Origin of the sequence: Gordonia spumicola (assembly GCF_009932475.1) — a bacterium.
GTDB lineage: Bacteria > Actinomycetota > Actinomycetes > Mycobacteriales > Mycobacteriaceae > Gordonia > Gordonia spumicola.
On record NZ_BJOV01000004.1, the window covers coordinates 17,046 to 29,783 of the forward strand.

At 68.4% G+C, this 12,738-nt stretch carries 14 protein-coding genes and 2 pseudogenes; 2 read left to right on the forward strand and 14 right to left on the reverse strand.

Annotated features, from left to right (window positions below; genetic code table 11):
• Positions 1 to 33: 33 nt before the first annotated feature.
• The 11 genes and pseudogenes from GYB83_RS11170 to GYB83_RS11215 form a co-directional block, all read right to left on the reverse strand.
• On the reverse strand, positions 34 to 525 hold the full coding sequence (locus tag GYB83_RS11170; RefSeq protein WP_161895408.1) for a flavin reductase family protein: 492 nt from the start codon (positions 523 to 525) through the stop codon (positions 34 to 36).
• Positions 522 to 1,331 (reverse strand): enoyl-CoA hydratase-related protein, encoded by an 810-nt coding sequence (locus GYB83_RS11175; protein WP_161895409.1) that lies wholly within the window; start codon positions 1,329 to 1,331, stop codon positions 522 to 524. The genes GYB83_RS11170 and GYB83_RS11175 overlap by 4 nt, the downstream gene beginning before the upstream one ends.
• A complete protein-coding gene (locus GYB83_RS11180) occupies positions 1,328 to 1,723 on the reverse strand; it encodes a RidA family protein (protein ID WP_161895410.1) in 396 nt (131 codons plus the stop codon). The genes GYB83_RS11175 and GYB83_RS11180 overlap by 4 nt, the downstream gene beginning before the upstream one ends.
• A 36-nt stretch (positions 1,724 to 1,759) precedes the next feature.
• Positions 1,760 to 3,085, reverse strand: coding sequence for an MFS transporter (locus GYB83_RS11185; protein WP_161895411.1), 1,326 nt, complete (start codon positions 3,083 to 3,085; stop codon positions 1,760 to 1,762).
• A gap of 16 nt (positions 3,086 to 3,101) precedes the next feature.
• A complete protein-coding gene (locus GYB83_RS23885; protein WP_267130324.1) occupies positions 3,102 to 3,455 on the reverse strand; it encodes an amidohydrolase family protein in 354 nt (117 codons plus the stop codon).
• Positions 3,456 to 3,534: 79 nt separating this feature from the next.
• Positions 3,535 to 3,957, reverse strand: a pseudogene (locus GYB83_RS23890) (amidohydrolase family protein); the annotation flags it as partial.
• A gap of 4 nt (positions 3,958 to 3,961) precedes the next feature.
• Positions 3,962 to 4,351, reverse strand: coding sequence for a RidA family protein (locus GYB83_RS11195; RefSeq protein WP_161895412.1), 390 nt, complete (start codon positions 4,349 to 4,351; stop codon positions 3,962 to 3,964).
• 35 nt (positions 4,352 to 4,386) lie between these two features.
• The gene (locus tag GYB83_RS11200; RefSeq protein ID WP_161895413.1) at positions 4,387 to 5,544 is read right to left on the reverse strand and encodes an LLM class flavin-dependent oxidoreductase; all 1,158 of its coding nucleotides are present in this window, start codon (positions 5,542 to 5,544) and stop codon (positions 4,387 to 4,389) included.
• Positions 5,545 to 5,716: 172 nt separating this feature from the next.
• Positions 5,717 to 6,421: an SDR family oxidoreductase gene (locus GYB83_RS11205; RefSeq protein ID WP_161895414.1), complete on the reverse strand. Its 705-nt coding sequence runs from the start codon at positions 6,419 to 6,421 to the stop codon at positions 5,717 to 5,719.
• Positions 6,418 to 6,858: a hypothetical protein gene (locus GYB83_RS11210; RefSeq protein WP_161895415.1), complete on the reverse strand. Its 441-nt coding sequence runs from the start codon at positions 6,856 to 6,858 to the stop codon at positions 6,418 to 6,420. Before GYB83_RS11210 ends, GYB83_RS11205 begins: the two co-directional genes overlap by 4 nt.
• A complete protein-coding gene (locus GYB83_RS11215) occupies positions 6,855 to 7,307 on the reverse strand; it encodes a MaoC/PaaZ C-terminal domain-containing protein (protein ID WP_161895416.1) in 453 nt (150 codons plus the stop codon). The genes GYB83_RS11210 and GYB83_RS11215 overlap by 4 nt, the downstream gene beginning before the upstream one ends.
• Before the next feature lie 127 nt (positions 7,308 to 7,434).
• On the opposite strand from GYB83_RS11215, the gene GYB83_RS11220 reads away from it, so the two are divergent.
• Together GYB83_RS11220 and GYB83_RS11225 are read left to right on the forward strand one after the other, a co-directional pair.
• Positions 7,435 to 8,580 (forward strand): acyl-CoA dehydrogenase family protein, encoded by a 1,146-nt coding sequence (locus GYB83_RS11220; RefSeq protein WP_161895417.1) that lies wholly within the window; start codon positions 7,435 to 7,437, stop codon positions 8,578 to 8,580.
• Positions 8,580 to 9,617, forward strand: coding sequence for an acyl-CoA dehydrogenase family protein (locus GYB83_RS11225; RefSeq protein WP_228461374.1), 1,038 nt, complete (start codon positions 8,580 to 8,582; stop codon positions 9,615 to 9,617). Before GYB83_RS11220 ends, GYB83_RS11225 begins: the two co-directional genes overlap by 1 nt.
• Before the next feature lie 158 nt (positions 9,618 to 9,775).
• On the opposite strand, the gene GYB83_RS11230 is transcribed toward GYB83_RS11225, so the two are convergent.
• From GYB83_RS11230 to GYB83_RS11240, 3 genes and pseudogenes are all read right to left on the reverse strand, one after another.
• Entirely contained in the window at positions 9,776 to 11,029 is a 1,254-nt protein-coding gene (locus GYB83_RS11230; protein ID WP_161895418.1) for a bifunctional 3,4-dihydroxy-2-butanone-4-phosphate synthase/GTP cyclohydrolase II, read from the reverse strand.
• 75 nt (positions 11,030 to 11,104) lie between these two features.
• A pseudogene (locus GYB83_RS11235) lies at positions 11,105 to 12,299 on the reverse strand (thiolase family protein).
• Entirely contained in the window at positions 12,296 to 12,718 is a 423-nt protein-coding gene (locus GYB83_RS11240) for an aldehyde dehydrogenase family protein (protein ID WP_228461426.1), read from the reverse strand. Before GYB83_RS11240 ends, GYB83_RS11235 begins: the two are co-directional and overlap by 4 nt.
• Between the last annotated feature and the right edge of the window lie 20 nt (positions 12,719 to 12,738).

A 12,738-nucleotide genomic window follows, 5' to 3' on the forward strand; every position in this document is an offset into this window, starting at 1 on the left:
CCGGACATACCAACCGGTACGTTAGCAGACCGGTCAGGCGATCAGATCATGAGTGAAGAACTTCCTCCGCGCGTAGGCCAGTACGTGCGTCTGATCGCTCGCCCCGCCGTCGACCACCGCACCGACCACAACCGTGTGGTCACCGGCCTCGATCAGCTGCTCCACACGACACATCGCGTGCGCCGCCGCGGTGTCGACGAGAACCGGGCCGCCGATCCCGTCCTCCGCGACCGCCACCTTCAGCCCGTCGAACTTGTCGTCGGCCTTCTTGGCGAACCGCATGGCGACGTCCTCATTGCCGCGCGCGACGTAGTTGACGGTGAACGACCCCGATTCGCGGACCGCACGCAACGTGTTGGATCCGTGATCGAGGCAGACCAGCAGCAGTGGCGGCTCCAGCGATGCCGAGCAGACCGCAGTCATGGTCAACCCCTGATGTCTGCCGTCGGTCCCGGTCGACGTGACGATCGTCGTCGGTCCGGGCGCCGCGGCCATGATGTCCTTGAAAACGTCCTGATCGATCATTTCCCTGCTCCTGATGAAACCGAGTCGGCGACCCGGGGGCGCGATGTGGAACGTCCAGCGGCTCGAATCGAGTCGCGAACGCCGTCGTGGAAAGAACTCGACGCCTGAGCCCACGACTCGTAGCCGAGGACCGCGTCGAAACCGCTCTCGTCCGAGAGACGGACCGTGCGCTTGACGTCTGCGGCGAGGCCCGGGTGGAGCCGGGCCACGAGGTGCGCGGTGTCGAGAGCCTCCGCGAGCGGATCCTCGGCGTAGACGTCTGCCAGACCGTGAGCGTGCGCGTCCTGCCCGACGACGGTGTCGCCGCGCAGGACCAACCGCATCGCCCGCCCCGCGCCGATGCGCTGGGTGAGGAAATGCGTGCACCCGCCGCCCGGATGGAGTCCGATGCGGGAGAACGTGATCCCGAACTTGGCTCCGGGACCCGCGACCACGATGTCGCACACCAGCGCGAGATTGGCTCCCGCACCGATCGCGTGACCGTCGACGGCTGCGATCGTCGGGAACGGCAGGTCCCGAACCCAGAGGAAGCTCCGGTAGTACGAGAGTTCGCTCTCGCGCGTCTCGGCAGGCCCCTGGCCCTCATGGAAGATCGCATTGAGGTCGGCACCGGCGCAGAACGCCGTGCCCGCACCCGTCACGACGAGCGCTCTGGCTTCGGGGTCGCCGCGCACCTCGTCGGCCAGCGCGATCAGCTCGTCGCGCATCTCCGGCCCGATCGCATTGCGTTTGTCCGGATCGTCGAGCGTCAGGACCCGCACTCCGTCGTCGTGTCGCTCCAGGCGGAGCGTGGTGTAGGCGGTCACCGGGACGCCGGGCGGACGGCGATGGTCTCGATCTGCACGCGGCAGTCGGATGCGATCCCGAGGACGAAGGTGTTGCGCGCGGGGTACGGCCCGTCGCCGAACATCGACTTGTAGGCTCCGACGAACTCCATCCGGTACTCCTCCTCCTGGAGGAAGCACGTCGTCTTGACGATGTCCGAGCGGCTCAGGCCCGCCTCGGCGAGGATCGCGTCGATGTTGTCGAAGCACGCGGCCACCTCGTCGGCGATCGTCACGGCCGACGCACGTCGTTTCATGGTCGTGTCGTCGATCGCGAGGCCGGGAGCGAAGACGAGTTCGTCGGTTCCGGTGCCCGACGAGAGCCCCGCGGCGGTGAAGTCGCCGACGGATTCCGGGTTGTAGTACTCGATCATGAGACTCTCCTGATGTGTGAAGGGATGGTCGGCGGGTCAGGCGTCGCGGAGGTCCACGCGCCTGGTGTCGCCGAGGAGGTGGGCACAGAGTGCGGAGATCACGCACAGCGCGGCGATCATCGCGGACACCGCACCGACGCCGGGGCCTCCGGGCACGATGAACGTGGTCGCGATCAGCGGGCCGAGACCGCCGCCGATCATGCCGCCGATCTGATAGCAGACCGACACTCCCGTGTAGCGGGTAGACGTGGGGAACAACTCCGCAAGGAGCGCGGGAACGGGACTGTTGGCCGACGCGTTCAGCAGCGTCATGCTGACGAAGTAGGCGAGCACGATCAGCGCGAAGCTGCCCGAGGTGACCAGCGGGAACAGTACGAACACCCACGCCGCGGTGAGGAGCGCCGAGGTGATGTAGACGGGCCTGCGCCCGATCCGGTCGGACAGCATCGCGAACGCCGGAATCGTGATCAGCATGCCCGCTGTGCCGATCATCATTCCGTTGAGCAGCGACTGCCGCTCGATGCCGTACTCCTTGCTCGCATAGGCGACGAGCATCGTCGTCGCCACCGTGTACGCCATGAACGGGCCGACGTAGAGGAAGGTGCCGAGCAGAACCTGGCGCGGACGGTCGCGCAGCACCGCGACCAGCGGGATCCGACGGTCGGCGTTCGCGGCGAGCTTCGCGTCCTCGGCGACCGGGCTCTCCTCGATGCCGATCCGGATGTACACGCCGAGGGCCACCATGACGACGGTCGCGATGAACGGCAGACGCCAGCCCCAGGCCAGAAAGTCGTCCTGATCCAGCGCACCGAGCGCGGCGAAGGCGGCGAACGACAGCAGCAGTCCCGCCGACATGCCGATCTGGGTGGCGCTGCCGAGCAGGCCCCGCCGCTTCGTGTCGGCGTGCTCGACGGCCATCAGCGCGGCGCCGCCCCACTCGCCGCCGACCGCGACGCCCTGCAGGAGCCGCAGCGCCACGAGCAGGACCGGAGCGAGGAGCCCTATCTGCGCGTGGCTCGGCAGCAGACCGATGAGCAGCGTCGACGCGCCCATCAGGCCGAGTGTCCACAGCAGCATCGACTTGCGACCGAGTCGGTCGCCGAGGTGGCCGAAGAGGACGCCGCCGAGCGGTCTGGCGAGGTAGCCGACCGCGAGTGTGCCGAAGGAGGCGATCACCCCGAGCGCGCCGTCGGTGTTCGGGAAGAACACCTTCGGAAACACGAGGCTCGCGGCCGTCGCATAGATGAGGAAGTCGTAGTACTCGATGACGCTGCCCACCGCGCTGGCGATGAACACGCGCCTGCGCAGGCTGCTCCGCGCGCCGACAGCGGCGAGGGCAGCGGGGTCGTCGATGGTGGTCATGGATCTCTCCAGGGAGTCAGTCGGGGAGGATGAGGTCGAACGGCCGGTTGTAGAGGATGTCCTCGAGCACGGCCCGCTCGATCGGGAGCGGCATCGCGAGATCGGCGATGCCGAGGAAGTCGGTCGCCGCCTGCCGCGGTTCGAACGACGGGAAGTCGGAGCCGAACACGAGCCTGTCGGTCACGTGGCCTTCGACGGCGAGACGGAGCCCGTTGTAGAGCTGCCACGGTTTGACGGTGAGGGTCGAGATGTCGGCGAAGACGTTGCGGTTCTTCATCATCACTTCGACCGTCTCGTTCATCCACGGCTTGCCGAAGTGGGCGAGCAGGATCTTGGTGTCGCGGAACTCGCGCGCCACCTTGTCGATCATGCTCGGGTAGGCGTGCTCGAGGCAGCCGTCGGGGGGCGAAGACGCTCGCCTGGTGGAACATCAGGAATATCCCCAGGTCGGCGGCGGCGCGGTACACCTCGTACGCCTCGTCGGAGTGCGGGTGGAATCCCTGGTAGGGCGGTGACAGTTTGACGCCGTGCAGTCCCCATTCGGCGACCGCGCGACGCAGTTCGTCGGCCGCGCCGGGCCGCGTCGGGTCGACGCTCCCGACACCGATCGCCCGTTCCCTGTTCTCGTGGAGGTAGCCGCCGACGTAGTCGTTCGGCACGTCCATCCCCATGGCGTCGATCTGCAGTCCCAGCACGAGGAACTTGTCGACGTCGGCGGCCTCCATCGCGCGAGCATGCTCGGCGAGGTCGGCTTCGCCGAAGGCCGGCCTGCCGACGAGTTCGGTACCGCGGTCGGTCCAGACCGGACCGCAGTGGCACAGCTCGAAGACATGGGTGTGCCAGTCGGCGAACGGGCGATCGGGTGCGGTCATCGGATCAGGCGGCCGGTCGACGCGCGATGACGTCGATCTCCACGCGGCAGTCGCCGGCGATGCCGACGGCGACGGTGGTGCGAGCGGGGTACGGACCCTCACCGAACTTCTCCTTGTACGCGGTCCAGAACTCCTGGCGGTACGAGTCGTCGGTCAGGTAGCAGGTGCTCTTGACGACGTCCTTCAAGGTGCAGCCCGCCTCGGCGAGGATCGCCTCGATCTCCTCGAGCGCGATCCGCGTCTCGTCGGCGATGGTGTCCGCCTCCGCCTTGCGGGTGAGGGTGGTCAGGTCGAGGGCCATGCCGCCGGCGAACACGAAGTCGCGGGTGGCGACGCCGGGGTTCATGCCGAACGTCGGGTACAGGCCGTCACCGGGGTTGATGTACTGAGTCATCGTCAATTCGTCCTTACTTCGAGTGGGGATGGATGTCAGTCGTCGCCGAGTGCACGCAGAACGGGAGCGATGTGCTCGGCGAAGAGCTCCATCGAGCCGTCGACGGCGTCGTGATCGATGCCGGGGGTGCCCATCTGCAACAGCCAGTTCTGGATGCCGTGCGACGTGGTCATGCGCACCATGCGCTCCTTGACCGACTCGACGGATCCGATGAACAGGTGGTCGCGGTCCATGAGGAACTGCCACGGGTCCTCGATGGTCTCGGGGTCGAAGTCGGCGGGATCCTCGTGGGCGTCGAGGAAGACGCCGATGCCGCGGACGCGGCAGAGGAAGGTGAAGAAGTCGGTGACTCCCTTCTCGCACACCCGGCGGGCCTCCTCATCGGTCTCCGCGACGAAGGCGAGACGGAGGACCGAGACGCCGTCGCCGTAGGTCGGGCGCACGCCGTCCGCCTTCTCCCGCTCGTCCTGATAGAGCTTCAGCAGGTTGTGCAGGACGTCGCCGGTCGGATACCAGGTGATCGGCGTGGTCCCTCGGTGCGCGGCGCGAGTGAAGCCCTCGACGGACTCGGTGACCGCGAACAGCGGCGGGGTGGGCTGCTGGTACGGCTTCGGTGTGATCCCGAAGGCCACGAGCTTGCCCTCCTCGTTCACCCAGCCCACCGGCGGCTTCGCACCGGGCGCAGCGATGAAGCGGGCGCCGGGGACGGGGAGCGTGTAGCGCTTGCCTTCGTGAGAGAACTGATCTTCGGTCCACAGTCGCGTGACGATCTCGTAGTTCTCGTCGAAGATCTCGTAGCTGTTGTCGCTGCCGTCCCAGCGGCTGGCGGCCGGGTTGAGGTTGAGCACCTCGATCGGCAGGATGCCGCGTCCGAAGGCCACGTCGAGACGTCCGCCGCTGAAGTGGTCGACGAGGGCGATGTCCTCGGCGACGCGGACCGGATGCCACAGTGTCAGCGAGACCGCCGCCATGCCGAATCGGATGTTCTTCGTGCGGGCCGCGAGATCGGTCGCGAGCATGAGCGGATTCGGGAGGGCATCCGTACCGTCGGTGTCGAAGTGATGCTCGCCGAACCAGACTCGGTCGTAACCGAGTTCGTCGGCGAGCACCACGTGACGCCGCGTGACGTCGAGGACGTCGTGCCAGTCCTTACCCTCCCGGTTGGTCAGGGCATGCAGGATGTCCAGTTTCATTTCTCACTCCAGATGTTTCGAGGTTGTCCGAGCGGACTTACAAACCGACTAGTTGGTATCTAACTCGATGCTGGAGCATGTGTCAAGGCTCACGCGAACCAGGTTGAGTGACCCAGCGCGCAGCATCCGCAATACACCCCAACGTAGCCGAATATATTCAATATGCAAGAGGTCAACCGAAGGATCGGCCGCCGCAGCAGTAGACGACCTGACCGGTGACGTATGCCGATGCCGCGCCGTCCGCGAGCCACGCGACGGTCGCCGCGATGTCTCCGGGGTCACCCGCGCGCCCGAGCGGAACCTTGTCGATGATCCGCTGCCGCACCTGCTCGGGCATGGCGTCTGTCATCGCCGTGGCGATGAAGCCCGGCGCGACGGCGTTCACCCGCAGCCTCGGCGCCAACGACAACGCCATCGCACGCGTGAGCCCGACGACGCCGCCCTTGGACACCGCGTAGTTGAACTGGCCGACGTTGCCCAGTTGCGCCCGGGAACTGATGTTGACGATCGCGCCGCCGTCGACGATCCGCTCGGCGAGCGCCGAGATCAGCTCGTACTGCGCGCCCAGGTTCACCCGGGTGACGAACCGGAAGCCGTCCTCGGTCATCTTCGCGATGAGCGAGTCGCGCGTGACGCCCGCGTTGTTGACGAGCACGGCGGGCGGCTCCCCCGCGTCGTCGAGGGCCGCGAGTACGCTCGCCCGCCCCCGATCCGACGCTATGTCGGCGGCCACCCCGATCCCGCCGAGGCGTTCGGCCGCCTCCGCGACGGCCGGATCGAGGTCCACCAGGACCGACCGATGACCCGCCCGCGCGAGCCGATCGGCGATCTCGAATCCGATTCCACGGGCCGCGCCCGTGACGATGGCGAGTGTCATGGCAGTGCCGCTCCCAAGTGCTCCGAGCCGAGCATGAACGGCTGACCGTTCGACGCCCGAGTGGTCAACAGATTCTTCGCAGCCTCGGCGACCCGCGCGTCGTCGACGCCGTCGCCCACGGCGATCACCGATGCGTAGCCGTCGAACCGCGCTCGCTCGAACGCGAGCGCCCGCGCCCCGGCGAGCAGACCGTCGGCCACCGCGGAGTCGAGCGGCGCGGCTCGCCCGAGCAGTGCACTGGTGGTCACGACGTACAGGATCGGGCCGTTCTCCACGACCTCCGGCTGCGTGAGCCGGAAGACCTCCGCGAGCTCGGCCTCCGTGTCGTCCCACGTCGCGAGCGGTCCGTCGGCGACGAACACCAGGCCCGCCCCCTCATCCGGAACCACTGCGGCGAGCGCCGTCGCCAGTCCCGGGTCCGCGCATCGCACTCTCATGCGTCGGCCCTCCTTCTCATCAGGGCGACCATCTCGCCGTCTTGCACCACCTCGCCGCGCTGCGTGAGCACCTCCACGCGCTGCACCATCACGCCGCGGTCGGGCGTGGACGTCTCGATGAGTTCGGTGACCGTGTTGCGCACACGGATGGTGTCGCCGATGAACACCGGCCGCCGGAACTTCCAGGTGCGGATCTCGGCGAAGGCGATCAGCGTCTCGTCGAATATCCCGAGACGGCCACGCAGTCCGGTGACCATCGACAGAATCAACGCACCATGGACGATCCGTTGCCCGAAGTCGCTCCGCTCCATCAGTTCCGCGTCCGTGTGCAGGACATGGAAGTCGCCGGACACACCGGCGAAGTTGACGACGTCGGCCTCGGTCACGGTGCGTCCGACGGTGTCGAACGACATGCCGACCTCGGCGTCGTCGAACCACAGGGGTTGCATCTCAGTTCCTCTCTCACATTTTTACGTACCAAGTAGTATGTAACTGTGGCACACTGACACCGCAAGTGCGCAAGAATGGCGGACTTTCAATACCGGTTGGTATCTACATGCAGGAGAAGGAGCCCTGATGAGAAGCTCGAGACTGGTGCCGCCCACCACCTCGGACCCGCACGCGCACGACGAGTTGCGCGCCCGGGTCCGCGCCTTCCTGGCCGACGAGTTCGAGTCGGGAGCCATCGAACCCGTCGTCGACTGCTGGCTCACCGGATGGGACGAGGACTTCAGCCGCAGGCTCGCCGCGCGGGGGTGGCTCGGCATGACGATCCCCGTCGACTACGGCGGGCATGACCGCGGGCACGTCGAACGATTCGTCGTCACCGAAGAACTCCTCGCCGCGGGCGCGCCCGTCGCCGCACATTGGATCGCCGACCGGCAGATCGCACCGTCGCTGCTGAAGTTCGGCACCGACATGCAGAAGCGATCCCTGCTGCCCGGCATCGCGGCGGGCGAGATCTTCTTCGGGATCGGCATGAGCGAACCCGACTCGGGCAGCGACCTCGCAAGCGTCCGCACTCGAGGCGTACGCGTGGACGGCGGCTGGCGGATCACCGGCGCGAAGGTCTGGACGTCGGGGGCCCATCACGCCCACTACTTCATCTGCCTGGCGCGCACCGAGGCCCGCGACGACGCCCACCGCCACGCCGGGCTCTCCCAGTTCATCGTCGACCTCCACGCCGACGGCGTCCAGGTGAACCCGATCGAGTCGATGAACGGCGGCAGGCACTTCAACGAGGTCGTGCTCGACGACGTCTTCGTTCCCGACGAGATGGTCTTCGGGCAGATCGGCCAGGGCTGGACCCAGGTGACATCGGAGCTCTCGTTCGAGCGCAGCGGCCCCGAGCGATTCCTGTCGACGATGCCCCTGCTCACCGAGCTCGCCGCCTCCCCCGACCTCGTCGAATCGTCGTCGAGCACATTCGGCCGGGACGTGGCCCGCATCGCTGGACTGCACCAGATGTCGACCGCGGTGGCCGGGGCACTCGCCCGTCACGAGCCCGCCGACGTTCCCGCCGCCGTCGTGAAGGTGCTCGGCACCGCACTCGAAGGCGACGTCGCCGACCATGTGGACCTGATGGTCGGATCCGAGACCGGCGACCGGAGCCTCGACGAACTCGTCGCCGTCGCCACCGACCAACGCCCGGGGTTCACCCTCCGCGGCGGAACCAACGAGATTCTGCGCGGTGTGATCGCGCGGGGACTGGGAATGCGCTGATGACAACCACTCCGGCCGCCGTCACCGAGGTCGACTCGGACCTCCAGGCCATGCTCGCCGACGTGTTCACCGCCCACCGCGACGCTCTCGCCGAAGCGCCGCGGACCGTCACCTGGGACGACGACCTCTGGGCGACGCTCACCGAACTCGGTCTGACCCGTCTCACCGGGTCGGACGACGCGGGCGGCAGTGGGGCCGGATGGACCGAGGCCGCCGAACTCCTCCGAGCGGCCGCTGCGGCAGGGGTGCCGACGCCGTACGTCGAGCACGACCTCCTCGCGGGATGGCTCCTCGAAACCGCGGGCCTGCCCGTCGACGACGCGCGGCGCACCGCGGCCGTCGTCGACGCCGACGGCGTGGCGCACGGAGTCGGCTGGGCCGACTCGGCCGACAAGATCGTCGTCGTCCACCGATCCGGCGATGGGTGGACGGTGAGCGATGTCGACTGTTCGAACATCCGAGTGACGGCAGGCGTCAACCGGGCGGGCGAGCCGCGCGCCCGGATCGTGGTCGACACGTCGACGCTGGCCGGAACCCCGGTGGACGCGGCGATTCCGGACCTGTTCCGCCTCCGCGGCGCCCTGGCCCGCGGCATCCAGGTCAGCGGTGCGCTGGAGTCGATCCTGCGCCTGTCGGTGGAGCACACGACTGCGCGCGTGCAGTTCGGCCGTCCGCTGTCCCGATTCCAGGCCGTCCAGAATGCGGTCTCCGACATCGCCGCCGAAGCCGCCCTGGCTCGGACCGTCACCGAAGGCGCCGTCGTCGAGGCCGTCGCCTCATCGTGGGGCGGCTCGACCGCGTTCAAGGTCGCCGTCGCCCGCTCGTGTGTGGGGCACGCGGCCTCTGTCGCCGTCCGAGCCGGACATCAAGTGCACGGCGCGATCGGCACCACCCGCGAGCACCGCCTCCACGAGTTCACGCGCCCGGCCCTCGCCTGGCGAAGCGAGTTCGGATCGGTCTCGTCGTGGGATCGCGTCGTCGCCGACGCCGCTCTCGGCGCCGGCCCGGACGGATTGTGGGCCCTGATCACCAGCTGACGCCGCACGTTCTCTGGGTACGCACCTCACCCCGGGATGTGCAGCGCACAAGAAACGGACGGGAAGTGCCCCGATAGCGGAACGGATGGGGCGGCCGCCCGAGGAACAGACGAAGAGCCCCGCCGAACCGGCGGGGCTCTCGTCGTGGGGCGTGCTGGTCAGCCGAACCAGGAGGGGACGGCTTCTTCCAGGACGTCGACCTGCGGAAGCTCATGGCCCATGCGGTCGCGTTTGGTCCGGAGATAGGTGATGTTGTCGTCGTTCGGGTAGGTGTACAGCGGAATCCGATTCGCCACCGGCAGGCCCGCTGCGGCGACACCGTCCACCTTGCTCGGGTTGTTGGTCAGCAGGAGCACGGACTCCACACCGAGGTCCCGCAGGATGTGCGCGGCGGCACCGTACTCGCGGCTGACGACGGGCAGCCCGAGGTCGAGGTTCGCGTCGACGGTGTCGCGGCCGCTGTCCTGCAGGCCGTACGCGGAGAGCTTGGCGCCGAGGCCGATGCCGCGACCCTCGTGTCCGCGCAGATAGACGACCACTCCGCGGCCCTCGCGAGCGATCCGCCGCAACGACTCCTCCAACTGCGGGCCGCAGTCGCACCGACGTGAGCCGAAGACGTCTCCGGTCAGGCACTCCGAGTGCACACGCGTCAGCACCGGTTCGACGCCGGTGATGTCGCCGCGGACGAGCGCCACGTGCTCGACGCCGTCGTGTGCGGACCGGTACGCGAATGCGGTGAACTCGCCCGCCGCCGTCGGCATGCGGGTCACGGCCAGTCGCTCGACCAGAGTCTCCGTCCGCTTGCGGTACCGCACCAACTGCTCGATCGAGATCATCGACAGCCCGTGTTCATCGGCGAACTCGCGCAGCTGGGGCGCACGCTTCATCGTGCCGTCGTCGTTGACGACCTCGACGAGCACACCGACCGGCGTGAGGCCCGCGGCGCGCGCCAGGTCGACTCCTGCCTCGGTGTGGCCGCGGCGGACGAGGACGCCGCCCTCCCGGTAACGGAGCGGAAACACGTGGCCGGGGCGGTTGAAGTCGCCCGGAGACGCCGACGGATTCGCCAGCATCCGCGCGGTGCACGCCCGGTCGGCGGCCGAGATGCCCGTCGTGGTGCCGACAGCGGCATCGACGGACACCGTGTACGCGGTACGCATCGGGTCCTGGTTCTCCGGGGTCATCAGACCGATGTCGAGACGGTCGAGCAGTTCACCCGGCATGGGGACACAGATGACGCCGCTGGAGTAGCGGATGGTGAAGGCCATCAACTCCGGCGTCGCCTTCTCCGCGGCGAAGATGATGTCACCCTCGTTCTCGCGGTCCTCGTCGTCGACCACGACCACCGGTCGCCCGGCCGCGATGTCGGCGATCGCGCGTTCCACGTCGTCGAGGCGGATCGTGTCGCTCATGGGATTCTCCTTCAGTGGTTGTGGTCGGCGGCCGGTCAGCCGTCGAATCGTTCGAGGTCAGGGTTGTTCGAGGATCTACAGTCGTTCGAGGATCAGGGCGTTGGCCTGGCCGCCCGCTTCGCAGACCGTCTGCAGCCCGAACGTGCCGCCGGTGTCTTCCAACGCGTGCAGCATCGTCGTGAAGAGTCGGCACCCTGTCGCGCCGAGCGGATGGCCGAGCGCGATCGCCCCGCCCCGCGGATTCAGCTTGTCTGGGTCGGCGTCGAGGTCGGCCCGCCAGGCCAGCGGGACCGGCGCGAACGCCTCGTTCACCTCGTAGTGATCGATGTCGTCGATCGTCAGTCCGGTCCGAGCCAGCACCTTGCGGGTGGCCGGGATCGGCGCGGTCAGCATCATCAGCGGATCGTCGGCGACGACCGACATGCCGCGCACGGTCGCACGTGCGGGCAGTCCGAGTCTGCGGGCGGCGTCGGCGCTCGCGATCAGCACGGCCGACGCTCCGTCGGTGAGCTGCGACGAACTGCCTGCCGTCACCCTCCAGTCGATCTCGGGGAAGCGTTCTGCGTACTCGTCGGTGCGGAACACCGTCGCGAGTGTCGCGAGCTTGGCGGGTGCGGTGCCCGGCCGGATCGTCTCATCTCGCGCGACGACGGTACCGTCACCGCTGGTGATCGGCAGGATCTCCCGGTCGAAGCCGCCGGTGCGGGCGGTCTCGTCGGCGAGCCGATGCGAGCGGGCGGCGAACTCGTCGAGCTCGGCCCGCGACTGCCCCCACTTGTCGGCGATGAGTTCGGCGGCCACGCCCTGCGGGACGAGGCCCGGGGCGTACCTGTCGACGACGGACGGCCCGAAGATGTCCGCGCCTTGCCGGTTCGATCCCATCGGCACCCGCGACATCGACTCGACGCCCGCGGCGACCACCACGTCGTACTGCCCGGACATCACTCCCTGCACGGCGAAGGCGATCGCCTGCTGACCGGAACCGCACTTTGCGTTCCACAGTCACCGACGGGACGTGCTCGGGCAGCCCGGCCGCCAGCCACGCCATCCGACCCACCGTGTTCGACTGCTCCGACGACTGCGAGACGCAGCCGACGATCACGTCGTCGACGAGTCCCGGGTCGATCCCGGTCCGCTCGATCAGGCCCGTGAGGACCTGGGCGAGCAGCTCCACCGGATGCAGCCCGGCCAACGCTCCGTCGGCGCGGGCGCGCCCCATCGGCGACCGGACGGCTCCGGCGACGACAGCGGCGGGGAGTGGTGTGTTCATTTTCCGCGGATCGTCCTTGTCGGCGGGTCACCAGCGGGTGACGACGAGTTTCTGGTCGGTGAAGAAGTCGAGCGGGGCGGCGCCGCACACATGGGAGTCGCCGTAGAGGACGTGCCGTAGCCGCCCATCGTGATGAACGCCGCCGGGCCGGGGAAGGTGTTGACGCCGACGTTGCCCGCGCGGACCCTCCGCTCGTACTCGGCCGCCACGGCGCCCGTTCGGGTGAAGATGGACGCCGCGTTCCCGAAGTCGGTGTTGTTCGAGAGCGCGATCGCGGCGGCGAGGTCGGGCACCCGATGGATCACGAGGACCGGGCCGAAGAGCTCTGCCGCCTCCAGGTCGCTTCCGGGTTCGAGACCCTCGATGAGGGTCGGTCCGAGGAAGTAGCCGCCCGCGGTGTCCTGCCCGACGGGGATCACGTCTCGCCGTCACGATGGAA